This is a genomic window from Arthrobacter sp. ok909 (assembly GCF_900104405.1).
GTDB classification, from domain to species: Bacteria; Actinomycetota; Actinomycetes; order Actinomycetales; family Micrococcaceae; genus Arthrobacter; species Arthrobacter humicola.
Window position 1 is genome coordinate 1 of record NZ_FNJS01000015.1, and the last position, 25,918, is coordinate 25,918.

18 protein-coding genes and 2 pseudogenes are annotated in these 25,918 nt (G+C 69.4%); 6 read left to right on the plus strand and 14 right to left on the minus strand.

All coding sequences use genetic code 11. The annotated features are described in order from the left end of the window. Together BLR03_RS13150 and smc are read right to left on the minus strand one after the other, a co-directional pair. Nucleotides 1-391: pseudogene (locus tag BLR03_RS13150) on the minus strand (hypothetical protein); the annotation flags it as partial. Between the two features lie 245 nt (nt 392-636). Beyond that, a complete protein-coding gene (gene smc / locus BLR03_RS13155; RefSeq protein ID WP_175460540.1) occupies nt 637-4,287 on the minus strand; it encodes a chromosome segregation protein SMC in 3,651 nt (1,216 codons plus the stop codon). Between the two features lie 272 nt (nt 4,288-4,559). Between smc and BLR03_RS13160 the strand changes: the two genes are divergently transcribed. From BLR03_RS13160 to BLR03_RS13170, 3 genes are read left to right on the plus strand one after another with little or no spacing between them, the layout of a single operon-like run. Beyond that, the gene (locus tag BLR03_RS13160; protein ID WP_091253225.1) at nt 4,560-5,582 is read left to right on the plus strand and encodes a 3-oxoacyl-ACP synthase III; all 1,023 of its coding nucleotides are present in this window, start codon (nt 4,560-4,562) and stop codon (nt 5,580-5,582) included. Then, entirely contained in the window at nt 5,576-8,278 is a 2,703-nt protein-coding gene (locus tag BLR03_RS13165) for an alpha/beta fold hydrolase (RefSeq protein ID WP_091253227.1), read from the plus strand. The genes BLR03_RS13160 and BLR03_RS13165 overlap by 7 nt, the downstream gene beginning before the upstream one ends. Beyond that, entirely contained in the window at nt 8,275-9,282 is a 1,008-nt protein-coding gene (locus tag BLR03_RS13170) for an NAD-dependent epimerase/dehydratase family protein (protein WP_091253369.1), read from the plus strand. The genes BLR03_RS13165 and BLR03_RS13170 overlap by 4 nt, the downstream gene beginning before the upstream one ends. A gap of 43 nt (nt 9,283-9,325) precedes the next feature. Here BLR03_RS13170 and BLR03_RS13175 read toward each other — a convergent pair whose 3' ends face one another. The 7 genes from BLR03_RS13175 to coaD all read right to left on the minus strand — a co-directional run bounded on the left by BLR03_RS13175 (nt 9,326) and on the right by coaD (nt 15,075). Beyond that, a complete protein-coding gene (locus tag BLR03_RS13175; RefSeq protein ID WP_254788472.1) occupies nt 9,326-10,462 on the minus strand; it encodes a TolB family protein in 1,137 nt (378 codons plus the stop codon). Further along, nucleotides 10,459-11,658 carry an MFS transporter gene (locus BLR03_RS13180; RefSeq protein WP_091253372.1) on the minus strand — a complete coding sequence of 400 codons (1,200 nt, stop codon included), beginning with the start codon at nt 11,656-11,658 and terminating at the stop codon, nt 10,459-10,461. Before BLR03_RS13180 ends, BLR03_RS13175 begins: the two co-directional genes overlap by 4 nt. A gap of 240 nt (nt 11,659-11,898) precedes the next feature. Further along, nucleotides 11,899-12,867, minus strand: a complete 969-nt coding sequence (gene mutM / locus BLR03_RS13185) for a bifunctional DNA-formamidopyrimidine glycosylase/DNA-(apurinic or apyrimidinic site) lyase (protein WP_091253228.1) — start codon at nt 12,865-12,867, stop codon at nt 11,899-11,901. A gap of 9 nt (nt 12,868-12,876) precedes the next feature. Further along, entirely contained in the window at nt 12,877-13,611 is a 735-nt protein-coding gene (rnc, locus tag BLR03_RS13190) for a ribonuclease III (RefSeq protein WP_091253230.1), read from the minus strand. Between the two features lie 21 nt (nt 13,612-13,632). Further along, nucleotides 13,633-13,836 carry a 50S ribosomal protein L32 gene (gene rpmF, locus BLR03_RS13195; protein ID WP_056738282.1) on the minus strand — a complete coding sequence of 68 codons (204 nt, stop codon included), beginning with the start codon at nt 13,834-13,836 and terminating at the stop codon, nt 13,633-13,635. A gap of 36 nt (nt 13,837-13,872) precedes the next feature. Beyond that, on the minus strand, nt 13,873-14,397 hold the full coding sequence (locus tag BLR03_RS13200; protein ID WP_091253231.1) for a YceD family protein: 525 nt from the start codon (nt 14,395-14,397) through the stop codon (nt 13,873-13,875). Between the two features lie 177 nt (nt 14,398-14,574). Beyond that, nucleotides 14,575-15,075: a pantetheine-phosphate adenylyltransferase gene (gene coaD / locus BLR03_RS13205; RefSeq protein WP_091253233.1), complete on the minus strand. Its 501-nt coding sequence runs from the start codon at nt 15,073-15,075 to the stop codon at nt 14,575-14,577. 48 nt (nt 15,076-15,123) lie between these two features. On the opposite strand from coaD, the gene BLR03_RS13210 reads away from it, so the two are divergent. From BLR03_RS13210 to BLR03_RS13220, 3 genes are read left to right on the plus strand one after another with little or no spacing between them, the layout of a single operon-like run. Then, a complete protein-coding gene (locus tag BLR03_RS13210; protein WP_368086968.1) occupies nt 15,124-16,047 on the plus strand; it encodes an SDR family NAD(P)-dependent oxidoreductase in 924 nt (307 codons plus the stop codon). Then, nucleotides 16,044-17,252 (plus strand): aminotransferase class I/II-fold pyridoxal phosphate-dependent enzyme, encoded by a 1,209-nt coding sequence (locus BLR03_RS13215; RefSeq protein WP_091253242.1) that lies wholly within the window; start codon nt 16,044-16,046, stop codon nt 17,250-17,252. Before BLR03_RS13210 ends, BLR03_RS13215 begins: the two co-directional genes overlap by 4 nt. A 2-nt stretch (nt 17,253-17,254) precedes the next feature. Further along, complete coding sequence (locus BLR03_RS13220; RefSeq protein ID WP_175460541.1) at nt 17,255-18,040, plus strand: spermidine synthase; 786 nt, start codon at nt 17,255-17,257, stop codon at nt 18,038-18,040. On the opposite strand, the pseudogene rsmD reads toward BLR03_RS13220, so the two are convergent. The 5 genes and pseudogenes from rsmD to BLR03_RS13245 all read right to left on the minus strand — a co-directional run. Further along, a pseudogene (gene rsmD / locus BLR03_RS13225) lies at nt 18,037-18,627 on the minus strand (16S rRNA (guanine(966)-N(2))-methyltransferase RsmD); the annotation flags it as partial. The gene BLR03_RS13220 and the pseudogene rsmD sit on opposite strands and share 4 nt — an antisense overlap. A gap of 30 nt (nt 18,628-18,657) precedes the next feature. Next, the gene (locus tag BLR03_RS13230) at nt 18,658-20,910 is read right to left on the minus strand and encodes an ATP-dependent DNA helicase RecG (RefSeq protein WP_091253245.1); all 2,253 of its coding nucleotides are present in this window, start codon (nt 20,908-20,910) and stop codon (nt 18,658-18,660) included. Next, a complete protein-coding gene (locus BLR03_RS13235) occupies nt 20,900-22,018 on the minus strand; it encodes a DAK2 domain-containing protein (RefSeq protein WP_091253246.1) in 1,119 nt (372 codons plus the stop codon). Before BLR03_RS13235 ends, BLR03_RS13230 begins: the two co-directional genes overlap by 11 nt. Nucleotides 22,019-22,040: 22 nt before the next feature. Continuing rightward, nucleotides 22,041-23,111 (minus strand): thiamine-phosphate kinase, encoded by a 1,071-nt coding sequence (gene thiL, locus BLR03_RS13240; protein WP_091253248.1) that lies wholly within the window; start codon nt 23,109-23,111, stop codon nt 22,041-22,043. A 72-nt stretch (nt 23,112-23,183) separates the two neighbouring features. Then, a complete protein-coding gene (locus BLR03_RS13245; protein ID WP_217639787.1) occupies nt 23,184-25,754 on the minus strand; it encodes a zinc metalloprotease in 2,571 nt (856 codons plus the stop codon). Nucleotides 25,755-25,918: the final 164 nt, after the last annotated feature.

Sequence of the window (25,918 nt, forward strand, 5' to 3'; positions counted from 1 at the left end):
CGGCGCGGTCCCGCACGGATCCCGCCGGCGGGGCCAGGAACCTGGCCGCCCGCGCGTAGTCGGCGGCCAGCTGAACCTTCAACGCCGCGGTCCGGGCCTCCAACCGGGCCACCTCGGCCAACCCGTCCAACAACGCATCCGCCAGATCCCGCAACGGATCACCACCACACAGGCCACCCGTATCCCGCAACGGATCAGCATCCCGCTGGGCGCCAGCATCCCGGTCGGCGGCGGGCGGATCAGCATGGTCGGCGCCGGCGCCGGCGCCGAACAAGGCAGCCAGCACAGCAACAGACGCGGCAACGGCCTCCACCGCCACCCTGGCGTCCGCGCCGGCGTCCACATCGCCATCCACGCCGCTGTCCACACTCGAGGCTGCTCTGCTCTCCACACCCACAGCATCTCAGGAGCCACCGACATTTTGATGAAGTGTGCGGCAGCGTCACGCCGACGCTGACTTCACCGCTGAAAGGCGTTTATCGCCAAGAGGCTGGCGCCCCGTTCACTGAGCCGTCTGCCCTGCTGCGCCCGCGGCGCCGGCCCACAACAAGAGCGGCGATTACCGGCTCCGGACGTGTGCCGGGAAACGATCGCACCAGCTTGCCGAAGCCGTCACGCCAAAGTGGGAGGCCCTGGCTAGACCTCCGCTGTTAGCCGCTGGCTGATGACCGTGGAGACGCCGTCGCCGCGCATCGTGACGCCGTACAGCGCATCGGCCACTTCCATGGTTCGTTTCTGGTGCGTGATGACGATCAGCTGGCTGGATTCGCGCAACTCTTCGAAGATGGTGATGAGCCGGCCCAGGTTGGTGTCATCGAGCGCTGCTTCCACCTCATCCATGACGTAGAAGGGCGAGGGCCGGGCCTTGAAGATGGCCACCAGCAGCGCCACCGCCGTCAGGGACCGCTCCCCGCCGGACAGCAGCGAGAGCCGCTTGATTTTCTTTCCCGCCGGGCGCGCTTCCACCTCGATGCCGGTGGTGAGCATGTCCGAGGGGTCGGTCAGGACCAGCCGGCCCTCGCCGCCCGGGAACAGCCGGGCGAAGACCCGCACGAACTGCCGGGAGGTGTCCTCGAACGCTTCGGCAAAGACCTTCTGGACGCGGTCGTCGACTTCCTTGATGATATCCAGGAGGTCCTTGCGGCTGGATTTCAGGTCTTCGAGCTGCGTACTGAGGAACTGGTGGCGTTCCTCGAGCGCGGCGAATTCCTCGAGGGCCAGCGGATTGACCTTGCCCAGGGCCGAGAGGTCGCGTTCGGCGCGTTTGAGCCGCTTTTCCTGTTCCTCGCGGACGAAGGGCTTGCCTTCGCTAATCTCCCGGCCATCCTCGTCCACCGGGGTGCGCAGCGCGGCCCACTTATCGCCCGATTCGCTGGCCGGCACCGGGACGGGCTGGTCGGGGCCGTAGTCGGCCACGAGTTGGTCGGCCGTCAGCCCAAGCTCTTCAATACTCCTGAGTTCCAGCGCCTCGATGCGCAGCCGCTGCTGGGCGCGGGCGAGCTCGTCGCGGTGCACGGAGTCGGTGAGTTCGGCCAGTTCGCGGGCCAGGGCGTCGTTGCCGGTGCGGACCGCGGCGAGTTCGCGCTCCATTTCGTCCCGGCGTTCCTCGGCGCTGTCCCGCTCCCGGCGCGCCAGCTCCACGGAGACGTCGATGAACCCGATAACCTGCTCCACGGCGTCGGCGACGGCGGCGGCGCGCCGGGCCTGGAGCCGCCGGCGGCGGGCCCGTTCCGCAGCCTCTTCACGGGCGCGGCGTTCAGTGGCGGCGGCGCGTTCCAGCGAGGTGGCCCGGTTGCGGGTGGCCGTGAGTTGTTCCTCGGCGCTGCGCAGGGCGAGCCGGGCCTCCATCTCGGCCGTGCGCGCCAGCGAGGCGGCCAGGGCCAGGGCGTCGCGGTGTTTCGGAGAGGGTTCCTGCTCCGCGGGGGCCTCCTGGGCCGCGGCGAGCCGCTCCGCCACCGCCTCGAGTGCCCCCTGTTCGCCGGCGATGTTGGCCTCTGCCCTGGCCAGGGACGCGGTGAGACGCTCACTTTCGCCAACGGCGCTGCGCAGCACCGAGTTGAGGTGGCCCAGGCGTTCGGCGACGGCGGCGAGCTTCGCGTCGGAGTCGTGGAGCTTCGCGAGGGCCCCGTCCGCGCGGTCCTGGGCTTCGGCGCGCCGGGACCGGGCGGTAGAGAGGGCGAAGCGGTTGCGTTCGAGGCCGGCGGTGACAGTGGCCAGCTTGGCGGCGGCGTCGTCGACGGCGGCCTGGACTTCCAGCAGCGACGGCGCCGTCGCGGAGCCACCGGTGACGGTCAATGCCGTCACGACGTCCCCGGCCCGGGTCACGGCGGTGAGCCCGGGATATGCGGCAATCAGGTCCGCCGCAACGTCGAGGTCGTCCACGACGGCGACGCCCGCCAGCAAGGCGGCCAGCGGCAGCCCGGCGGCATCGGGTGCCGTCACGGACACCAGTTCCGCGGCCCAGCGCGCTCCGGCGGGAAGCGGGGCCTCTGCGCCCAGGCTGGTGCCGGTGCGGGGCGCGGCAGCAGCACCGGCAGCAGCAGCAGCGGCACCGGCGGAAGGATCGGCGAGCAACAGCGCGGCGCGGCCGGCGTCGTCGTCGCGCAGAAGCCGCACGGCCGCAGCGGCCGTCTCCCGGTCCCGGACCACCACAGCGTCGGAAGCGGTGCCGAGGGCCGCGGCGACGGCGGGCTCGAAGCCAGGCTCGACCGTGATCATGGACGCCAGAGAACCGAGCACGCCGGCGGCCAAAACTCCCGAGTCCCCTGCACCGAGCACGTGCTCGGAGCCGTCCTTCCGGTTCAGGCCCAGCTGGAGTGCATCGCGGCGGGCCACGAGGGCGCCGCGTTCGCGCTCGCCCTCACGCTCGGCCGCTTCCAGCTCCTCGATGCCGGCGAGGATCTCGTCCAGCTCCGCACTGGCGGCCTCGTACTCGGCGTCGAGCGATTCCTCGCCGTCCTCAACGCCTGCCACCTGTGATTCCAGTGCGATGAATTCGCTGTGCGCCTGCCGGCGGCGCTCCTCGCCCGCTTTTTGCGATTCGCGGAGGCGTCCGAGCTCGGCCTGGGCCGATTCGACGCGGGACCGTGCGGCGCCGACCTGCCCGGCGAGCCGGGCCAGGCCTTCGCGCCGGTCCGCGGCGGCGCGGAGCAGGGCCGCCAGCCGCTTGTCCTCGGCCGCGGCGGCCTGTTCGGCGGCCTGCTTGGCGGCCGACGCGGCGTCCAGCCCCTCGGTGCGGTCCAGGATCTGGCGTTCCAGCCCGGCCTGCTCTTCGCGGACGCGGGCGGCCTGTTTCTCCAGCTGGTCCGGATCCCGGCCGGTGTCCGGAACCACGTCCGCGGCGCCCAGCAGGCGGCGGCGTTCCTCGGCGAGCGAGCCCAGGGACCGGAGCCGTTCGCGTCCCGTGGAAAGGGTGTACCAGTTGTCCCGGGCGGCGTTCAGCGCGGGGGTGGCCTCGGCGGCAAGCTGCTCAAGGACCGCCTGGCGCTGCCGGCCGGCCTCGAGGTCGCGTTCGACGACGCCGCGACGCGCCTTAAGCGCCGATTCATCCGCGACGTCCCGGGCCAGCGCGGACTGCAGCTGCACGAGGTCGTCGGCCAGCAGGCGTGAGCGGGCGTCGCGGACCTCGAACTGGACGGTCTGGGCACGCCGGGCCACTTCGGCCTGCTTGCCCAGCGGTGTGAGCTGCCGCCGGATTTCGCCGGTGAGGTCACTGAGCCGGGACAGGTTGGCCTGCATGGCTTCGAGTTTGCGGACCGTCTTTTCCTTGCGGCGTCGGTGTTTGAGGATGCCGGCGGCCTCCTCGATGAACCCGCGCCGGTCCTCGGGGGTGGCGTGCAGGACCTTGTCCAGCTGCCCCTGGCCGACAATGACGTGCATTTCGCGGCCGAGGCCCGAATCGGAGAGCAGCTCCTGGATGTCCAGCAGCCGGCAGGCCGCGCCGTTGATGGCGTACTCCGAGCCGCCGGTCCGGAACAGGGTGCGCGAGATCGTCACTTCGCTGTACTCGATCGGGAGGGCGCCGTCGCTGTTGTCGATGGTCAGGGAGACGTGGGCCCGGCCCAGGGGCGGACGGCCGGAGGTGCCCGCGAAGATCACGTCCTCCATCTTGCCGCCGCGCAGGGTCTTGGCACCCTGTTCGCCCATGACCCAGGCCAGGGCATCCACCACATTGGATTTGCCCGATCCGTTGGGGCCCACCACGGCGGTGACGCCGGGTTCGAATTCAAACGTTGTCGCTGAGGCAAACGATTTGAATCCCCGGACGGTCAGACTCTTCAGGTGCAAGGTACTTCGGATCTCCTGGCTGGCGGACTGGGCACGCTGTTGGGCGAAAGCATGATTCGGACGGACATGGATGGTCGGGGACGGCCCCGGGTACCTACAATCTACTGCGGAGCTGCGGCAATTCCGCGCACAACCCGTGCGGGGCCGCCGCAGATGCCGCAGCCGGCATGTGCAGAAACCTGCCGGCACCGGGCATAGTTAAGCTCTTGGGCTTGTGTTTGAAGGGGCAGTCAACCGCTGGAGCGCAGGACGGACATGAACAGGGGCTTGAATTGGTAGGGAATGCGACATTCCGGCACTACAACACCGCGTTGCTTTCGGTGAGCAGCGTCGAAGCTCCGACGATCGTCAGTTCCAAGGATTTCGACCACAGGCTGGCTTTGACCCTGCGGCGCCTGAAGTTCCCGCCGAAGCTGCTCGAACGGGTCGCCGGCATCACGCACCGGCGCTGGTGGGCCCCCGGGACATCGTTCGACGACGCGGCCATCGAGGCCGGCGCGAAGGCCCTGGCCGAGTCCGGCATCGAAGCGGCCGACGTTGGCCTGCTGATCAACACCTCGGTCACGCGGCGCAACCTCGAACCCTCCGTCGCAGTGAAGATCCACCATGCACTCAGCCTGCCGTCGTCGGCCATAAACTTCGACCTCGCCAACGCCTGCCTCGGATTCGTCAACGGCATGACCCTGGCGGCCAGCATGATCGACTCCGGCCAGATCAAGTACGCAGTCATCGTCAACGGTGAGGACGCCCAGGCCACGCAGGAGGCCACCCTGGCGCGGCTGCAGCGGCCCGAGACGACCCGCGAGGACTTCAACCGCGAATTCGCCACACTCACGCTGGGCTCCGGAGCCGCTGCGGCTGTCCTGGGCCCGGCGGACCAGCACCCCGGGGCGCACCGGATCGTCGGCGGCGTGATGCGCGCCGGCACCGAGCACCATGAACTGTGCGTGGGCGGCATCGACGGCATGGCCACCGACACCAAGGGCCTGCTCGATGGCGGCCTGCAGCTCGTGGTCGATGCCTGGAAAGAGGCACAGCCGGAGTGGGACTGGGCCTCGATGGACCGCTACGTGACGCACCAGGTGAGCAATGCCTACACGCAGGCCATCATCGACGCCATCGACCTGGACCCGGACAAGGTCCCGATCACGTTCCCGCACTGGGGCAATGTGGGCCCGGCCTCCCTGCCCATGACCCTCGCGGCGGAGGCACAGACCCTCGTGACCGGGGACCGCGTGCTGTGCATGGGCGTCGGCTCCGGCCTGAACACCGCCATGGTGGAAATCGTTTGGTAACCGCCGACTGGACCGGCGTCGACCCCGAGTGGTCGCGCTGCATCGATGTGGCGTCCACTTCCGCAGCGGATGAGCCTGGGACCGTGCGCCGCTGGCACCTGCTCGACAACGGCGCCCAGCTCGCCCGCCGCGGCCTGACTCCCGCCGGCACGCTGCTGTGCGTGCACGGCAACCCCACGTGGTCGTACCTGTGGCGGACCCTGCTGGCAGCCGGTTCCGACCCCGCGCATCCGTGGCGTGTGGTGGCCGTGGACCAGCTGGATATGGGCTTCTCCGAGCGCACCGGCACGTTCCGGCGCCTGGCGGACCGGATCAACGACCTCGGCGACCTCACCGCCGCCCTCGGGCTGGACGGGCCGGTTGTCACCGTCGGCCACGACTGGGGCGGCGTGATCAGCCTCGGCTGGGCCCTGGCGCATCCGCAGCAGCTCGCCGGTGTCGTGCTGACCAATACTGCCGTCCACCAGCCCCCCGGCTCACCCATCCCGCCGGCCCTGCGACTGGCCCTGCACCCTGCCGTGCACCGCTGGGGAACGACGACGTCGGACACCTTCCTGCGGGTGACGCATTCCCTGGCCCGCCCGCCGCTCGCAGAGGATGTCCGCAGCGCCTTCATGGCCCCCTACCGGGGCGCCGGCCGCCGCGCCGGCGTGGGAAACTTTGTCGCCGATATTCCCGCGGACGCGTCCCATCCGAGTTTCCCGGCGCTCACCCGCGTCGCCGAAGGCCTGCGCAGGCTGAGCGTTCCGGCCCTGATGCTCTGGGGACCGCGGGACCCGATCTTCTCCGACCGGTACCTCAAGGACCTCGTCAGCCGGCTGCCGCACGCGAAAGTCCACCGCTTCGAGGGCGCCGGCCACCTGGTCGCCGAGGACCGGGACATTGCCGCCCCCGTCTTCGAGTGGCTGGCGGAGAGCGGCCGGGACAACGGCCCCGAGGACGGTCCGGCGCCCCACCCCCTGGCGCCCGAACCCCCAATGCCTGAACCCTCGACGCCGGACCCCGGCACCGGGCTCCCGCCCCTGTGGGCGCCGCTTACCGTGCTGGCGGCAGGACCCCATGCCGGGGACACCGCCGTCGCCGAGATGGCCGCGGACGGCAGCGTCGCCCGCTCGCTCAGCTGGCAGGAGCTGGAACGGAACATCGCCGCCCTCGCAGCCGGCCTGAAGGAATCCGGTGTCCGGCAGGGCAGCCGGGTGAGCCTGATGGTCCCGCCGGGCGTGGACCTGACCGTGGTCCTTTACGCCTGCCTGCGGCTCGGCGCTGTGGTGGTGGTGGCCGACGCCGGCCTAGGCACCCGCGGCCTGAACCGCGCAGTGAAGGGTGCGACCCCGGATTACGTCATCGGGATCGACAAGGCCCTCGTCGCCGCGTCGGTGCTTGGCTGGCCCGGCCGGCGCATCAGTGTGCGGGACCTGCCCGCCGCCCGCCGCCGCGTCCTCGCCGTCGAGACTTCCCTCGCCGCCCTCGCGCGCCGCGGAGCCACACGCAGCCCGGAACCGGGCGAGGTTCCGGACCCGGGCCCGGACTCCCCCGCCGCCGTGCTCTTCACCTCCGGCTCCACCGGTCCGGCCAAGGGCGTGGTGTATACGCACCGGCAACTGGCCGCAATGCGGGACACCGTGGCCGCGACGCTGGCGATCCGACCCGGCGCACGCCTCGTGGCAGGCTTCGCACCGTTCGCCCTGCTGGGACCTGCGCTGGGAGCAGTGTCGGTGACGCCCGCCATGGACGTGACGGCGCCCCGCACCCTCACTGCCCGCGCGCTGGCGGACGCCGCCGCGGCGATCGACGCCACGGTGGTCTTCGCCTCGCCCGCTGCCCTGCGCAACGTCCTTGCGACCCAGGGCCGCCTGGACGGTGCCGGCCACGAGGCCCTGGGTCGCGTGGAGCTGCTGCTCTCCGCCGGCGCGCCCGTCCCCGCCTCCCTCCTCGCAGAGGTCCAGCGGCTGCTGCCCCGCGCCTCGCTGCACACCCCGTACGGGATGACCGAGGCGCTGCCCGTCACGGACACCAGCCTCGAACAGATCTGCGCCGCCGAGGCCGATGCCGCCGCCGGCACCGTCGCAGGGGCCGGCAACGGCGTGTGCGTGGGCCGGCCGGTGCACGGCGCCCGCGTGGCAGTCATCCCGCTCGACGCGGACGGCTCAGCCCCCGGGAACCGACCCGTCACCGAGCCGGGATTGGCCGGCGAGATCCTCGTCAGCGCCCCGCATGTGAAGGAAAGCTACGACAGGCTCTGGCTGACCCAGCGCGAGAGCGTCCGCACGGCCGGATGGCACCGCACCGGCGACGTGGGGCACTTCGACGCCGCCGGGCGGCTCTGGGTGGAGGGCCGACTCGCGCACGTCGTGACCGCGCCGGGTGGTGTGGTGACGCCTGTCGGCGCCGAGCAGGCCATCGAGCGCCTGGACGCCGTCGGGCTGGCCGCCGTCGTCGGGGTCGGCCCCGCCGGAACGCAGGCCGTCGTCGCCGTCGTCGAAACCGTTCCGCCGCTGCGCCGGGCCGGCCCCGCCGCGCCGGACCTCGCCGGGCGGGTGCGCGATGCGGCCCGTCAGGCAGGCGTCAGCGTCTCCGCCGTGCTCACCGTCCCCTCCCAGCCGACCGACATCCGCCACAACGCCAAGATCGACAGGGCCCGCCTGTCCCGGTGGGCTTCCGCGGTGCTGGCCGGCGGCCGGCCGGGCACGCCGTGAGGGTCCTCGTCACCGGCGCGAGCGGCCTGCTCGGGCGGGAAGTCGCCGGACTTCTCGTGCGTCAAGGCCACGTCGTCACCACCTTCCAGCGCCGTCCCGCGGGCGTCGATGGCGCCGCGGACCTCTCCGGGTCCGTCACGGACGGCACCGCTGTCCGCCGCGCCGTCGCCGGGGCCGGGGCCGGGGCCGGGGCCGGGGCCGGGGCTGTCATCCATCTGGCGGCGAAAGTCTCCTTCACGGGCCGTGCCGCCGATTTCGACGAGGTGAATATCGACGGCACGCGCCGCCTGCTGCGTGCGGCCCGCGACGCCGGCGTGCGGGACCTGGTGTATGTCTCGTCGCCGTCCGTGGCCAATTCCGGGGCTGCTATCGCCGGACTGGGCGCGGAGCCGGCGGACCCGGCCCGCGCGCACGGCGACTACTCGCGCACCAAGGCCGAGGCCGAGCTGCTGGCACTGGCCGCGGACTCGCCGGACTTCCGGGTCGCGGCGGTGCGCCCGCACATCGTCTGGGGTCCGGGCGATACGCAGCTGGTGGAACGGGTGCTGGAACGTGCCGGCCGCGGCCGCCTGCCGCTGCTCGATGCCGGGGCGGCCCTGATCGACACCACTTACGTGGACAACGCCGCATCGGCTATCGTCGCCGCCCTGCACCGCATGGAGCACATTCACGGCCGGGCGCTGGTCGTCACCAACGGCGAGCCCCGCCCGGTCGGGGAGCTGCTGGCGGGCATCTGTGCCGCGGGGGGCGTCTCCGCGCCGTCGTGGCGGGTGCCGGGCAGGCTCGCGCGGGCGGCCGGATCCGTGGTCGAGAAGCTCTGGGCCCGTTCCGGCCGGTCCGACGAGCCGCCGATGACCCGGTTCCTCGCCGAACAGCTCTCCACCGCCCACTGGTTCGACCAGCGCGAGACCCGCGAACTCCTCGACTGGACCCCCGCCGTGTCCCTTGATGACGGCCTGGCGAGGCTGGCCGAACACTACGGTTCACTTCGCGGCGGCGCTTGAAGGTGTCGGCCGGATCCTAAGGACGCGGGCGCCGGCCGCCGCGCTACCGGACCACCGACGGGGAAAACCCATGCTCGATGAAGAGGACGGGCTGCGCGGCCGGGTCCGTTGAGATGGACCAGATGTCGCTGTCCACCTCGGAGCCGTCCCGGGGAAGGGCGTACAACAGGGTGGAGTTGTCCAGCCACTCAATCTGATCGTCAATGCTCTGTTTCTCCGCCAGGACGGTTTCCGTGCCGCTGGCGAGGTCCACGACGGCGACACTGCGGTGGCCAGTCAGGGTGCCGTTGTCGCTCTTCTTGTAGGCGATGCGGGTGCCGTCCGGGGAAACGGACGGGCATTCAATGCCGCTGCGGACCACGGTGAGCGTCCGGCCGGCAATGCTGCCCTGGACCAGCCAGATGTGCCCCTGCGAGGACGCCGTGGCGTAAAAGACGTCGGGCTTTCCGGGAGCAAACGTGACGCCCCAGATGTTCCTGTCGGTGGCCTTGATCCGGGTGCCGTCCAGCATCAGGGCGAAGCCCTCGAGGCTTCCGCTGCTCTGGCCCGTCTTGTCCCGGATGACTGTTTCGGTGGAGAACCCGGCGGCGGAGTAGGAATGGCCTGACACGAAGACGGTCGTGGCCATCAGGGACCCGTCGGCGCTGGTCCTGGCCCGGTTCGGGATGCCCGGCAGCGGCCAGCTGCGCGTCTCCTGCCAGGTGCTGTTGTACACGGTGGCCTGGAAGGTGGTGGCCAGTCCCTGCGTGGTCTGCAGGCATAAGGTCTGATCGTGCGTGCCGTAGACGCGATCGCAGCTCGCTCTGCTCAAGGCGCGCTGACCGCCGGGCCCGGACAGCGGCACGGTGGCGGCCGAGCCGAACCCCTGGCCCGGCGCGGTGTTGCGGAACAGGACAAAGGGTGCCGCCGGCAGGGCCGTGGACGCGGTGACGTCGACCGGCGGCGGTGCACTCTGGCTGGCCTGGGCGTCCCGGAAGGCTAGTCCGGCGTAGAGTCCAGCCGCCGCAATGGCGCCCACGGTGATGAGTACCAGGGCCAGGAGGCGCTTCCTGCTGATCGCGACCCGCTGGGCTGAGGTTTCTTGTCCGGACGTGGAATCTGTGTCCCGCGGGCGCCCGCTGGACCCTTTTCCGGTCGTGGATCCTTTTCCGGGCGGGCGACCGGTGCGGGTGGCCGTCATGCGCCGGCCTCCTGTGCACGGGTCGTGCGCATCAGCACGGCCGCGGCCACCAGTGCCGCAGCCAGACCGGCGGCGGCCGTCGTCATTGCGGCGGGGGCCCCGACGGCGAACCAGAGGATGCCGAAGCCGGCCGACGCCGCCATCCGACACAGCGCCACCACGGTCTGGGCGGCCCCGATGCCGGTGGCCACTTTGTCCGGGCTGACCAGCCGGCTCGCCAGCGCGGCCAGCACGCCGTCGGTTGCGGCGTAGAAGAGTCCCAGGAGCATCAAGCACGCCACCGTGACGCCCAGGCCGCCGAACGGCACGGCGGCCAGCAGGTAACACGCCAGCAACGCTCCGTGTCCGCCCAGGAACACCCGGATCCTGCCCCAGCGGTCCGCGAACCGGCCCAGGGGAACGGCCAGGGCGAGGTACACGACGTTGGTTCCCACATAGAGCAACGGGAACCACTGCACGGCGAAGGAGTCCCGATCCTGGAGCACGAGGTAGATGAAGCCGTCCCCGACGGTCAGCAAAGCGAGGATCCCCGCGGTCACGAGCAGGCGGGTCAGTCCGGCGTCCTTCAACTGGCTCCACGTGAAGGGCGGCCGTGCCCGGTCCGGCCGCTGCGCCGTCCGCGGCGTCCTCCGGTCTGGCACCACCAGCACCAGGAGGGCGACGCCGATTACGGCGAAGGCCAGCGAAACGACAAAGACGGTGCTGAACCCGTTGGGGATGAACAGGAGGATCAGGAACGCCAGGAGCGGCCCTGTTGCGGCGCCGACGGTGTCCAGCATGCGGTGTACGCCAAAGGATCTGGCCAGATGCTCCGGTTGGGCAGACGATGAGATCAGGGCGTCCCGCGGCGCGGTCCGGATGCCTTTGCCGATGCGGTCGCCTGTCACGATCCCGGTGATCGCCCAGAACCCGCCCGCAAACAGGAAGCCGACCCGGGCCAGCATGGAGAGCCCGTAGCCTGCAACCGCCACCCGTTTCGGGTGGCCCGTGCGGTCCGAGGCCCACCCGGCGGCGATGCGCACCACCGCGCTGACGCCCTGGTTGAGACCGTCAATGAAACCGAAGGCAATGGTCGAGAGGCCCAGAAATCCGGTGACGTACAGCGGCAGGATGGCGGACACGGATTCCGAGGAGATGTCGGTGGCCATGCTAACGATGCCCAGCCAGAGAATGACAGGCGACAGCCGGAAGGCCACGCCCGGTCCGGGCGGGGCTTCCGTCCGTGTATCGCCGGCGTTCTTCCTGCCACCGGTGCGGTCGGCCATTGAGATGTACACGGCGGCCTACCCTTGCGTGTCCGGCGTCGTGTCGGCCCTTTTGACTCCGGCTTTAACGCCGGCGCGATAACAATTCCTACAGTCCCCAGCTCCCATGGCGACAGTTTGTCACCGGCCAAGAGGGGTGCGGAAGCGTAGGACTACTTGTTTTCGGCCTGCCTACCAGCGGCCGTTACGCGGTCTGGGCTGGCAGACGGGGCAGGTATAGGACGAGCGGTTCATGAACTGCTCCCGCCGCATGATGCTCACGAGGCCGGCGGCGGCGCAGCGCTTGCACTCCTGGCCCTCACGGCCGTAGGCGTTGAGGGAGCGGTCGAAGTATCCCGAGGCGCCGTTGACATTGACGTAGAGCGAATCGAAGCTCGTCCCGCCGGCAGCCAGGGCGTCCGTCATGACCTCGCGGGCGGCGTCGAGCACGCGCAGCGCGTCGGCCCGGCGCAGGGTGTCGGTGGGCCGGGCATAGTGCAGCTGCGCCTTCCAGAGAGCCTCGTCGGCGTAGATGTTGCCGATCCCGGAGACCAGGCCCTGGTCCAGGAGCGCCCGCTTGAGTCCGGTCTTCCGGGCACGCAGGCGCCGGTAGAAGGTGGCGAAGGAAAAGTAGGGATCCAGCGGGTCCCGGGCAATGTGCGAGGCTTCCTCGGCGATGAGCGGCAGCGGTGTTTCGGCGAGGCCGCCAGGGCCGCCGTCGTCCGTGGGAATCAGCGAGGTCAGGAACAGGCCGCCGAAGATGCGCTGGTCCACGAACCGGAGCTGTTCCGGCATACCTTCGGCCGGGCTGAGCCGCAACCGGACTTTCAGGTGCTTTTCATCCGGCACGCCGGGGTCCTGCATGAGCAGCTGGCCCGACATCCCCAGATGGGCCATGAGGGCGACGGCGGGGGCCGGTTCTCCGGGGGCAGCATCTGCGGATACGGCGGGCGTGTCCGCCAGCGGCATCCAGAGGAATTTGCCGCGGCGGACCACGTCCAGCACCCGCGCGCCTTCCAGGTTGCCGGCGAAGTCCTCCGGTCCCAGGGCGTGCCGGCGCAGGGAGCGCGGATCCAGGACGTCGACGGCGGTGATGGTCCGGCCCCGCACCCAGCTCACGAGCCCGCGCCGGACCACCTCGACTTCGGGCAGTTCAGGCAATGCCGCTGCCTAGCTGCCGGTTTGGGTGTCGGAGGCCTGGGCGTCGGAGGCCTGGGTGTCGGCAGCAGGGGTCGTCAGCCGGCGCCAGGCGTCGGCCGCAGCTTCCTGCTCGGCTTCCTTCTTGGAGTTGCCGGTGCCGGTGCCGTAGTCCGTGCCGCCGATCCTCAGCACCGCCTCGAACGTCCTGGCGTGGTCCGGTCCGGAGCCGTCAACCGCATAGTTGATGGTCCCGAGCTGCCGGCTGGCCGCCAGCTCCTGGATACTCGTCTTCCAGTCGGTTCCCGCGCCAAGGGCCGCGGCATCCTTCAGCAGCGGGCCGATCAGCCGCATGACCAGCTGCCGGGCCGTTTCGATGTCGTTGGAGAGGTAGGTGGCGCCGATCAGCGCCTCCATGGTGTCCGCCAGGATCGAGGCCTTGTTCTTGCCCTCGGTGAGCTTCTCGCCCTGTCCGAGGTAGATGTACTCGCCCAGGCCGATGCTGCGGCCAATGCCTGCCAGCGCCCGCGTGCTGACGACGGCGGAACGGCGCTTGGCCAGGTCGCCTTCGGGCAGCGTGGGGTTGTCACGGTACAGCGCGTCAGTGACGGAGAACCCCAGGATGGAGTCGCCAAGGAATTCGAGCCGTTCGTTGGTGGGGATGCCGCCGTTTTCGTAGGCATAGGAACGGTGTGTGAGCGCAAGACGAAGCGTCCCGGCGTCAATAGTGACACCGAGACGCTTCAGAAGCTCTTCAGTTGAAGACATCTTTTTCAGCCTGTTGGCGGATTAGACGTCTGCGACCTTGCGGCCCTTGTACTCAAGGAACAGCGCGGTGCCAGCCGAGTCGGTAACGACCTTTGCCTGGTGCGGCAGGCTGTAAACAACCTGGCCGTTCTCTACGGTCTTCACCAGGTGGGGGGCAGTTGCCTTCCACTGGGAGCGGCGGGCGCGGGTATTCGAGCGAGACATTTTCCGCTTCGGGACAGCCACGGCTAACTCATTTCTCTCTAGTCCAACACTTACAAATCAGTTTTGCCGGTCAGGCTTAGCCAAGTCAGCCAGGGCGGCCCAACGAGGATCTACGACCTCGTGGTGATGCCCCGGCTCGTCTTCCAGGCGAACTCCGCATTCGGAGCAAAGGCCCTGGCAGTCTTCCCGGCACACCGGCTGGAACGGCAGTATGGTGACAACTGCGTCCCGCAACACCGGCTCAAGATCGATTAGATCGTGCTCGACTCGACGTTGCTCTTCTTCGTCTTCTTCGTCCGAGAACACAGCGTCCTCATAGAAGAAAAGTTCTTGCACATCGACCTCTTGGTCATACGCAAGGGGATCCAGGCATCGGCCGCATTCGCCAGTTACTTCAACGAGCGCGGTTCCTGATACCAGAATTCCTTCGTGTACGGCCTCGAGCCGCAGATCCAGCTCGACATCCGAGCCTTCCTGCACGCCAATGAGTGCCACACCAAGATCACTTGGCGCGGGTACATGTTCCTTCAGTGTCCGCATGCTTCCCGGACTGCGTCCGAGGTCCTTGACGTCGAACGCCAGGGGCGAACTAGCATCTCGCTTAATGAGAACTCCTGTTGAACATATGACCGACGTACCATCTTAGCCTGAACTTCCGGACGGACTCAAACCGGGCAGCAGGTCAGCAGCATGATGCCGCAAACCGGCCCCCGGGCCGGGCCGCGCAACCGGCAGCAGGCCGCCGAGTACCGGTCAAGCTTACACTTTGCGGGCACGGTTCTGGACCGGCTCCCCCGGAGCCAGCCGCTTCAGCACGGACCGGGGCACAAAGTCCGAGACATCCCCGCCCAGGGTGAAGACCTCTTTGATGAGGGTGGAGGACAGGTGCAGGTAGTGGCTTTCCGCCGGCAGGAACACCGTCTCGACGCCGGTCAGCTGCCGGTTCATCGTGGCCATCGGCAGCTCGTAGTCGAAATCCGAGGACGAGCGCAGGCCCTTAACGATTGCGGAGACGCCACGCTGCCGGCAGTACTCGGCCAGGAGCCCCTCCCCCACGGGTTCCACCACGATGCCGCGCAACGATGCAAAGGTTTCCCGGGCCATGTCGATCCGCTCTTCCAGGCTGAAGCGGTACTTCTTGGCGTAATTCGTGGACACGGCCACGATCACCTCGTCGAAGAGGCCCGCGGCACGGGCAATGACCTCCAGGTGGCCATTGTGAATGGGATCAAAGGAGCCAGGGCATACGGCGCGTCTCATGGTCCGAACCTACCGTATTCGCGCCGCGGGCCGGGATAGCATGGCTGAATGTCAGCATCGAAGAACCGCTTCGCCCTGCCTTTGACCGTGCAGCCTTTTGCCACTCGGCCTTTCACCATGCAGCCGTTCACCATGGACGGGGGCGTGGCCCTGGTCACCGGCGCCGCCATGGGCATGGGCCGGCTGTACGCCCTCCGCGCCGCCCGGGAAGGCGCCGCGGTGGTGATCCTGTGGGACATCGACGCCGACGCCCTGGCCAGCACCGCCGCCGAAGTCACCGCCCTGGGCGCCCGCGCCGTCCCCCGGACAGTGAATCTGGCGGACCCCGCCGCGATCGCCGAGGCCGCCCGGGAGGCCCGGGCCGAAGGGCCGCTGGCGTTGCTGGTGAACAACGCCGGGATCGTCCGCGGCGCGTACTTCTGGGACCACACCCCGGACCGTGACATCGCCCTGACCATGAAGATCAATGCCCTGGCACCCATGTATGTCACCCTCGAATTCCTGCCGGACATGATGGCCGACGCCGGCCGGCCCCGCCGGATCCTCAACGTCGCCTCCGCCGCCGGCACGGTGTCCAATCCGCGGATGAGCGTCTATGCCGCGTCCAAATGGGCCGTCATCGGCTGGAGCGACTCGCTCCGGCTCGAGCTGGAGCAGCAGGGCTACCGCCACGTGGCCGTCACCACGTTTTGCCCCAGCTACATCTCCACCGGCATGTTCGAGGGAGCCCGCGGTCCCCTGCTGACGCCGCTCATGACGCCGGAGGATGCCGTGGACCGGGCCTGGCGGGCCACCGTCGCCGGGCAGCCGCAGCTGATCGCCCCCGCCATGGCCAAACTCGGCAAGGTGCTCAAGGGCATCCTGCCGGTGCGGGCCTGGGACTTCGTGGGCGGGAAAGTCTTCGGGATCTACTCCACCATGGACAAGTTCACCGGCCGCGCCGTCCCCGACACGAAAGCAGGCCCCCGATGACCGCGCCGATCCCCCTTCCGTGGCAGCGCGCGGCGACGGGCGCCAACCTGCTCTCCGCGGACGGTTCGCTGGGCGTGACGATCTTCGAGGAGATGACCACCCTGGCCCTCAGCACGGGTGCCATCAACCTCGGCCAGGGCTTCCCGGACGAGGACGGCCCCGTGGAGATCAAGGAGGCCGCCCAGGCCGCCATCGCCGCCGGTGCCAACCAGTACGCGCCCGGCAAGGGCATCCTGCCGCTGCGGGAGGCCATCGCCGTCCACCAGCAGCGGTTCTACGGGCTCGCTCCGGACCCCGAGACGGAGATCATCGTCACCACCGGCGCCACCGAGGCCATCGCCGCCTCGCTGCTCGCCCTGGTCGGCCCCGGAGATGAGGTGCTGACGTTCGAACCGTTCTATGACTCCTACGGCGCCATCATCGGGCTCTCCGGCGCCACCCATGTCACGGCCCCGCTCCTGGCCCCGGATTTCATGCCGGACCCCGCCGCGCTGGAAGCTGCCTTCAGTGCGCGCACCAAGGTGGTGCTGGTCAACAACCCACACAACCCCACCGGTGCCGTGTTCCCCCGCGAGGTGCTTCAGCGCGTCGTCGAACTCGCCGAGAAGCACGACGCCGTCATCATCACCGACGAGGTCTACGAGCACCTCACCTTCGGCGCCCGGCACATCCCGATCGCCACGCTGCCCGGGGCGGCCGAACGCACGCTGACCATTTCCTCCGCCGGCAAGACTTTCTCCTTTACCGGGTGGAAGATCGGCTGGATCTCCGGGCCGGCGCATCTGATGGCCGCCGCACGGACCGTCAAGCAGTTCCTGAGCTACAGCTCCGGCACTCCGTTCCAGGCGGCGATCGCGGTGGGGCTGGGACTGCCGGACGAGTTCTACACCGGCATCGCGGACACCCTCCGGTACAAGCGCGACATCCTCAGCGAGGGACTGCGCGCGGCCGGCCTCGACGTCTTCACGCCGCAGGGGACGTACTTCGTGAACGTGGACACGTCTCCGCTGGGCATCACCGATTCCGTGGAGCTGGCCCGCAGGCTCCCGGCCCTCGTGGGTGTCGCCGCGATCCCGGTGCCGGTTTTTTGCCACGCCGACGGCGCCGAGCGCACCCGCAGCCTGCTGCGCTTCGCGTTCTGCAAGCAGCTGCACGTGCTGGAGGAAGCGGCCGAGCGGCTGGCGACCCTGCGCGACAGGCTGTGAGGATGGCCGAGCAGCAGCCCGGCTCCTCACGGTTCCTGCGGACCACGGGACAGCACGCCGAGATCGAACCGGATCCTTTTACCGACGGCGGCTTCGTGCTGAGCATCGGCGGCGCGGAACAGTCCCACGTCAACCTGGCCGATCCCGGGGACATCTTCTACGAATACCTGCGCAGGATCGGGCACGTGGTGGACCTCGCCGCTCCGTGGGGCGAGCCGATCACGGCGCTGCATCTGGGCGCGGGCGCCCTGACCTTGGCCCGCTACATCCAGGCCACCCGGCCAGGCTCGGTCCAGTACGCCGTGGAGCTGGAGCGGGAGTTGCTGGACTTCGTGCTGGCGCAGCTGCCCCTGCCGGAGGGAACGCAGCTGCACACGGTGATCGGCGATGCCCGCGACGCCCTCGCCGGGCTTCCGGCGGAGCTGCGCTTCGACGTCGTGATCCTGGACATCTTCTCCGGCCCGGAAGCACCGGAGCATATCGCGTGCACCGAGTTTTACCAGGAGGCGGCGGCACGGCTGACGCCGCGCGGGGTGCTGATTGTCAACGTGGGCGACGAACCCGGTCTGACCCTCGTCCGCAGCCAGGTCGCGGCCCTGCGCCGGGCCATGACGGACGTCGCGGCGTTCGCGGAGGCCGGGATGTTCACCGGCCGCTACCCCGGCAACATCATCCTGACCGGGACGCAGGGCCCGTGGCCGGAGGTCTGGACGGCGGCGCTCACGGCGCGCGGTCCGCATCCGGCCAAGGTCCTGGCCGGCGTCGAACTGGACGTGCTGTCCGATTAATCCGCGGCCGCGACGCCGGGCTCGGCGAACCACAGCCGGGTTTCCCCGTACTTCTTCTCGGCGAAGCGTTCCAGGCCCTCCGGCCACGCCGGCTCTGGACTCCGGGAGGAGCGTTCCACCACGACGACGGCCCCCTCGCCCAGGTGCGGCACCAGCTTGGCCAGCACGGCGGCGAGGGCCGGCTCGTCCAGCGGGTAGGGCGGGTCCAGGAACACCAGGTCCCAGAGCACGGCGTCGGCGGTCCGTTCCAGGAACGATTCGACCTTGGACCGGTGAACGAAGACCACCTTGCGGCGTGCCACGGTGTTGACCAGGTCCGCGTTCTTCTGGCAGACGGCGCTGGCCTTGGCATCGAATTCGACCAAGTCCACGGAGTCGGCGCCACGGCTGCCGCTCTCCACGCCCAGTGAGCCGGAGCCCGCGTAGAGATCCAGCACCCGGGCACCGGTAATGACGTTAAAGGCGTCCAGCCGGGAAAACAGCGCTTCCTTGACGCGGTCCGTCGTGGGACGCGTCATGTTCCCGGGGACGCTGGTCAGGGGGCTGCCGCCGGCCGCGCCGGCGATGATGCGGCTCATGCGCGATCCCCCGTGGACCTGTTTGCCTGGCTTGTGGTGCTAGCCGCGTTCAAGGAACGCCTCCTTCTCGGGGTTCAAGTATTCGTCGATGGCCGCGGCGAGCAAGGGCCTGCCCGCCAGCGTGGGATCGGCTGCCACGATCCGCTGGGCGTCCTGCCGGGCCCGGGCAATCACGTCCTCGTGTTCGAGCACGCGCAGCAGTTTCAGTGTGGAGCGCCCGCCGGACTGCGAGGCGCCCAGGATGTCGCCCTCCCGGCGCAGTTTGAGGTCCTCCTGGGAGAGTTCGAAGCCGTCCGTGGTGGCCGCCACGGCGTCCAGCCGGCGGCGGCTCGGATGGCCCGGCTCCAGGGTGGTGACCAGCAGGCAGGTCCCCGGCAGGCCGCCGCGGCCCACCCGGCCGCGCAACTGGTGGAGCTGGGAGATGCCAAAACGGTCCGCGTCCAGGATCACCATGAGCGTGGCGTTGTGCACGTCCACGCCAACCTCGATCACGGTGGTGGAGACCAGCAGCTTGGTCTGGTTGGCCGTGAAGGAGGCCATGGTCTCGGACTTCAGGGCGGGGTCCTGCCGGCCGTGCAGGGGCGCGACCGGCACCCCGGCCAGGGCAGGCTCGTCCCGGAGGTGTTCCACGACGCCGGTGACGGAGGCGAGCTCCCGCGCGCCGTTCTCGCCTTCCAGGTCCGCCGCGGACGGTTCGGCCTCGCCCGGGGTGAAGTCGCCGTCGTCGTCGTCGCCGATCTTGGGGCACACCACGTAGACCTGGTGGCCGGCGTCGATCTCCTCCCGCGAACGGGACCAGATGCGGCCGGCCCAGGCCGGGTGCTCGGCGAGCCCCACCACGTGGGTGGAGATCGGCGCGCGGCCCGCGGGGAGTTCGTCCAGGACGGAGGTTTCGAGGTCCCCGAATACGGTCATGGCCACGGTCCGGGGAATCGGGGTGGCGGTCATGACCAGCAGGTGCGGCGGTTTGCTCGCCTTGGCCCGGAGGGCGTCGCGCTGTTCGACGCCGAAACGGTGCTGTTCGTCCACCACGATCAGCCCGAGGTCGTAGAAGGACACGGTCTCGCTGAGCAGGGCGTGGGTGCCGATCACGATTCCCGCCGTCCCGGAGGCCGCGTCCAGCATGGCCTGCTTCCGCGCCGCGGTGGGCATGGAGCCGGTGAGGAGCGTGACCTGGACGGCGTCCGGACCGAACCCGCCGAGCATCCCGTCCCGGGAGAGCGGCCCGAGCGTGCGCCGGATGGATTCGTAGTGCTGGGCGGCAAGGACTTCGGTGGGGGCCAGCAGGGCCGCCTGTCCCCCGGCGTCCACCACCTGCAGCATGGCGCGCAGGGCCACGATGGTCTTGCCCGAACCCACCTCGCCCTGGAGCAGCCGGTTCATCGGCGAGTCCTGCGCGAGCTCCTCGGAGAGCGTCTTGCCGACGGCGGCCTGCCCGGCGGTCAGCGTGAACGGCAGCTGGCGGTCAAAGGCCGGCAGCAGCCCGTTTGGTGCCGGGCGCCGGGCCGTCGCTTCCTCGGCGGCCAGCTGGGCCCGACGGCGGGCCAGGGCGGACTGAAGCACCAAGGCTTCCTGGTAGCGGAAACGGTCCCGGGCGCGCTGCCAGTCGGCCGGGGTTTGCGGGGCGTGGATCAGCCGGTAGGCGTCCGCGACCGGCAGGAACTTCTCGCGCGCCGCGATCTCCGCGGGCAGCGGGTCGCCGAGGGCCTCGAGTTCCAGGGTGTCCAGCAGGGTCGAGATGACCTTCTGGATGGACCAGCTGGTGAGTTTCGCCGTGGCCGGGTACACCGGGATCGGCATAGCCGCGAGCTTCTCCGGGTCCAGGCCCGGGGTGTCGGGGTCCTCATCGAGCAGCAGGAAATCGGGGTTGGTCAGGCCCAAGGAGCCGCCGTAGCGCGTGACCTTGCCGGAAAACATGGCGCGCCGGCCCGGCTGGAGCTCGGCCTTGGCCCGGAACCCGTTGAAGAAGCTGACCTTGAGCGTGCCCGGCAGTCCGCCGCCGGCCCGTCCGGAACCGGCGGTCCCGGCGTCGTCGGAAATCACGACGTCGGTGAGTGAACCGCGCCGGGCGCGCATGGCCCGGGTGCTGTTGGAGATCACCCGCGCGATCAGGGTCACTTCCTCATCCAGCGGGACCTCGCTGATGGGTGTCAGCTCGCCGCGGCTGAGATAGCGGCGCGGGAAGTAGTTCAGGAGCCCGCCGACGGTGGTGATGCCAAGGTGTTTTTCGATGACAGCCGCGGAGCGCTTGCCGATCCGGCGTTCCAGGCCCAGTTCAAGTTCAGCGTGCATATCCGTTGGGGTTTCGGGTTTCAGCGGCCAGGACCGGGGCCACGGCGGCAGCGGTGACGGCGGCCTCCGTGTCCGGGTCGCGCGGCAGGGCGAGCTCGCTCACGGAGATGTCCGTGGGCTCGCCCAGGGAACGGATCAGCGCAACGGCAGGTCCGGCATCCAGGACGTGGACGTGGACGCGCCAGCGGTAGTTTCCGGCAGCATCCACGGCGCCGCCCACCTGGCTCATGATCACGGAGTCGCCCATTTCGTCGAGCCGCTGCCGCATCATGGCGGCGTCGAGCGGGGACAGGGAGATGGTGCACATGAGTTCGACGCCGTCGTCGCGGGGCATGCCGACGTGGATGTGCGGATCCTGGACGTCGTAGCCGTGCAGGCCGTCCAGCAGTTCGCTCTGGAGCTCCTCGCCGAGCACGGCGGAGCGGAGGCAGTCCAGGATCAGGAGCATGCCCACGCCGCCGGCGTCCACCACGTGGGCGGCGTGCAGGGCAGCGAGCTGGTCCTCCGTGTGCACCACGGCGGCCAGGGCTGCCTCGACGGCGGCGTCCAGGGCCAGGCCGAGGGTCTGGTTGCTGTCATCGCCGTCGTGCGCGGAGTCCACGGCGGCCACGGCGCGGGCGGCGGCTTCCATCACGGAGAGCATGGTGCCGGGCACTGGATCACTCAGCGCGGACCAGGCCCGGAGCTGGGCCCGGTTCAGGGCCGCAGCCAGCAGCGGCGAGCTGATCCGGGTGTGTCCGGCCAACGGTTCGGCGGCGGCGCAGAGGAACACGGCAAACAGTGTTCCCGAGTTGCCGCGGGCCTGTTCCATGGCTGCCTGGCCGGCCTGCGCCAGGACGGCGCCGACGTCGTGCTGGGCGGGGTCCGGGGCGGCAACGGCGTACCGGGAACTGTGCGGGGAACTGTGTTGGGACGTTTGCGGCGCGGGGTCTGCGCCGGCGGCGTCTGTTCCGTGCGCTGCCTGGGCGGCGGCACGGGCCGCAGCCCGGGCGGTCAGGTAGAGGTTGGTGCCGGTGTCGCCGTCGGCCACGGGAAAGATGTTGATGGCGTTCAGGCGGTCGCTGTGGTTTCCGAGCGTTGTCTCCGCCTTGCTCAACCACCGCTTCATCGCTTGCGCGTTGGCGGCAATTTTAGTTTGCAAAGTGATCCCATCCCACAGCGTCAGCGGGCCTGCCCGCGATCTTTACTCCCGTGCTTTCAGTTGGTGCAGGGGTCTCTACCGAGCCTATCGCAGTGAAACCGGCAGGGAGCTGAACCCCCGCGGGGAATGTGGCCAACAGCCCGTGGTCTTCGCCGCCGCCCAGGACCCAGGGCATCGGGTCTGCCCCCAGCAGCTCCGACGCCGGCAGCAGCGGAACAGCGAGTTCCTTCAGTGCGGCGGCGTCCAGGTTCAGCACGGCATGGCTGGCCGCGGCCATGCGGTTGCCGTCGCGGACCAGGCCATCCGAAATGTCCATCATGGCCGACGCGCCGGCGTCACGGGCCGCAGGGCCCGCGGCGAGCGGCGGCAGCGGCCGGCACTGGGTGTCCATGAGGGCTCGCTGTGCGGCCGTCAGCTCCGCGACGCTGATCTCCGATTCCAGCAGCGCCAGGCCGGCGGCGGCGCGGCCCACCGTTCCGGCCAGGGCCACCGTGTCCCCCGGCCGGGCCCCGGAGCGCAGGACCGGCTCCTTGCCGTCGAGGGTGCCCACGACCGCCACGCTGACGGCCAGTTCGCGGCCGCGGCCCAGGTCCCCGCCGGCCACCGTGCAGCCGCGAGCCCCCAGCTCCCGGATGCCGGCGGTGAGGCCGTCCGCGAAATCCTCCACCCAGGACACCGGGGTTTCCGGCGGCATGGTCAGGCTCACCACAAGGGACGTGGACCGGGCGCCCATGGCGTTGATGTCGCTGAGGTTTTGCGCGGCGGCCTTCCAGCCGACGTCGTACCCGCTGGTCCGGTAGCCGTTGTTCCATTGCAGCCGGAAGTCCTGGTCCGCCACCTGGGTGTCGATGCTCAGCACCGTCCGGCCGTCCGGGGCCGCGACAATGGCGGCGTCGTCCCCGGGCCCAAGCAGCAAGGACGTGCCCGCCTCCGGGCCGCCGGCGGGCTCCGGGATGATGAGCCGCGGGAAGATGCGCTCCAGCAGCTGGGACTCCGAGAGCCCGGCCACGGTCAGGCCGGGCTCCGCGGGCCGGGTTTCGGACACGGAAGTTACAGGCACGGGAGTTTCAGACACGGGAGATTCAGGCACAGCCCTACGCTACCGCGAGGGGCTGACACCGCCGAACGGGGGCTAGAAGGTGGTCTTGAGGCAACCAAACTGTGTATTGCCCGTCGACATCCCCGCTACGCCCAGCCCCCACGCGCACACGGTGTACGTGCCGCGTTTGGTGACCGGCATGACAACCCGGTAACCGTGGTTGCCGGAGACCTGGAACACCGAGTTCACGTCGGCCCTGTACTGGTTGGCCACGTAGGCCGTGCCCTTGGTGGTGCCGTCGGGGGACGTGACATACAGGTGGACGGGGATGCTCGCCTGCGTCATGCCCGGGTCCATGCCCCAGCCGCTCGCCACCAGTGCGGATCCCGTCCCGCCAAGCTGGACTTTGAGGGACTCCAGGTACCCGATGGGTGCGGGAGTGGCTGCGACACGCACCGTCGAGCAGCCTAGGAAGCTGTTGCCCAGCGGGAAGACGCTGACGGCCAGAGCGTAGGCACAGATCTTGTACTCACCTGGCGCCTTGACCGGCAGCGCCACCGTATAACCGTGGTTTCCGGTGGTACCCATAACCTGGTTGACGTCCGCTCGGGCCTGGTTGGCGGTGTAGGCGGAACTGGTGGTCACTCCGCCGGGGTCGGTGACGTAGAGGTGGACAGGGATAGGGGCAGCCGGAGTGCCCGGATCAAAGGTCCACCCGGTCGCGGTGATAGTCGCCGTCGTCGCGTCGGTCTTGGCAACCGTACTCTCCAAGTAGCCGACTGGCGCCGGCGTTGCGCGTGGCGTGAGGTATTTACAGCCCAGAAGGCTGTTGCCTTGGCTGAACGGGCTGACAGCCAAGCCGTAGGCGCACACCTTGTATTCACCGCTCACCGTCACTGGGATGTCTGTGGTGAAACCGTGGCTTCCGGTCACGCCCATCACCAGATTGACGTCTGAGCGGCTGTTGTTGGCAGTGATGGCCTGAGACGTCGTTTTCCCCGCCGGATCCGTCACGTAGATGTGGACGGGAATGGACGCGGCAGGCGTCCCGGGATCGTAGCTCCAGCCGGCGGCACGCAGCACCGTGATCCCGCTGGCCTTGGTGAGCGTCAGGGACTCGAGATAGCCGGCCGGGGGCGCCGTCGCTGCAAGGGTCAGTGACTGGCAGCCCAGGTCCGCGTTCTCAGAACTGCCCACGGCGGTCACGCAGACCTTGTATACCCCGGCGGCCGTTAGATTGAAGGACCGGGTGAACCCGTGGTTGCCGGTGACCTGCATGATCTTGTTGACGTCCGCGCGGGCCTGATTGGCTGCTACGGCGTAGCCCGTTGCGGTACCGCCGGGCGGGGTCACATAGATCTGGACCGTGGACGATGCTGAAGGCTGAGCGGAGTCGTACGCCCAGCCGGCGATGTCGAGGCTGGCCGTGGCGCCGGAGCGGTTGATGGCCATGGACTCGACGTAGCCCACGGCGGGCGCTCCGGGCGGTCGGATGGTCACGGTGGCAGCGGTGTCGCTGACGGAATCGATGCTCACCTTGGTGCCCGCGTGGGTGCTGAAGGTCTGCCCGGCCTGCCAGGCCTGGGTGTTGCTGTAGTAGCCGTTGAAGGCGGACGCACGGGTATCTGGTGGAAGCAGGATGGAGGAGTTGCCGCCACCCTGCTGGGTGATTTTCACACCGCGGTTTCCGTTTTGCGCGACGACGGCGTCGTAGCCCACTGGGGCGCGGAGTTCCAGGAAATAGACCTCGCCGGATTTCGGGTCCGTGAACTTCGCCGCCCGGTTGGCACCGGTTCCGGCCCAGGGTGTGAGGGTCACCGTCCGTGGGGCAGACACCGTGCCAAGGTTGGCGATCTCGTTGCCGTTGCCGAACCGGCCCATTTCCCAGAAGCTGGCGCTGATCTCCGGCATGATGTCCCAGTGCGAGATGCCCATCAGGTCCAGGTTGTCGCCGTAAGGCTTGATGCTGCAGGAGGGATCGGCGAAGCCGGCATACGGCCCGGCGGCCACGTCCATGGCACCGCTGCCGCACAGCAGGCTGTTGGCATGATCCATGCCCAGGGCATGGCCGAATTCATGAGTCAGTACCGGAGTGGAGAGCCGGCTGTTCTGCGGCATCAGGATGCGGCCGCCAATGTTGCCGTTGCTATAGGTCATGCCCGCGGCGCCGTTAGTGAGGTAGGAGCCCGGGATGAAGATCACCAGTGCCGTATAGGAACTCTGCGTCCAGCCCAGCTCTTGGGAGACGGTGTCCACGATCTGCGACGGCGACTGGGTGGAAGTCGCGGCCGACTTGTGCAGGGACTGCGACGAGCTCAGGGCAATATCCACCCGGCCCGCCGTGGCATATGCCCAGTAGCGGTTGGCCGCGCTGAGCGAGGCCTTCGCCGCGGCCATCGGTACGGCCGCATCCGTTTCGGCCAGCGTCTTGTCTGCCAGCTGCACGGTCACCACGGTGGTTTTCATGGTGCCGGCCAGCGGCGCGCTCACGTAGGTGTATTCGGACTTGGCACGACCCGCGGGAGGCTCCGGGCGCACAAAGTCATCCACTCCGGGTGCCGGGCTGGGGTCCGCGACTGCGGGGACGGCAGTCGGAGCCACCGCCTCAATCTGCGTGGCGACCGCGGCCACAGCGGCCTGGGGCAACGCTGCTGCAAGCATCACGGCGGCAAGCACTGTTGCCGCTATGTTCAGTTTTCGCAAGATTGCTCGCTTAAGGGTGAGACCTCAGGTGGAGACCTGGTGGTGGGAGCGACGTAAGGTGCCTATAGCATAAACGCCAATTCACGCCTGTCACCCCCATAACTTTGATCCCTTAAATCACAACT

Excerpts from the sequence above, each read along its gene's own strand:
- BLR03_RS13210 (WP_368086968.1), top strand. The coding sequence starts at position 15,124 with ATGTCAGCATCGAAGAACCGCTTCGCCCTGCCTTTGACCGTGCAGCCT.
- BLR03_RS13175 (WP_254788472.1), bottom strand. The coding sequence starts at position 10,462 with ATGACGGCCACCCGCACCGGTCGCCCGCCCGGAAAAGGATCCACGACC.
- BLR03_RS13220 (WP_175460541.1), top strand. The coding sequence starts at position 17,255 with ATGGCCGAGCAGCAGCCCGGCTCCTCACGGTTCCTGCGGACCACGGGA.
- BLR03_RS13230 (WP_091253245.1), bottom strand. The coding sequence starts at position 20,910 with ATGCACGCTGAACTTGAACTGGGCCTGGAACGCCGGATCGGCAAGCGC.
- coaD (WP_091253233.1), bottom strand. The coding sequence starts at position 15,075 with ATGAGACGCGCCGTATGCCCTGGCTCCTTTGATCCCATTCACAATGGC.
- BLR03_RS13215 (WP_091253242.1), top strand. The coding sequence starts at position 16,044 with ATGACCGCGCCGATCCCCCTTCCGTGGCAGCGCGCGGCGACGGGCGCC.
- rnc (WP_091253230.1), bottom strand. The coding sequence starts at position 13,611 with ATGTCTTCAACTGAAGAGCTTCTGAAGCGTCTCGGTGTCACTATTGAC.
- BLR03_RS13235 (WP_091253246.1), bottom strand. The coding sequence starts at position 22,018 with ATGAAGCGGTGGTTGAGCAAGGCGGAGACAACGCTCGGAAACCACAGC.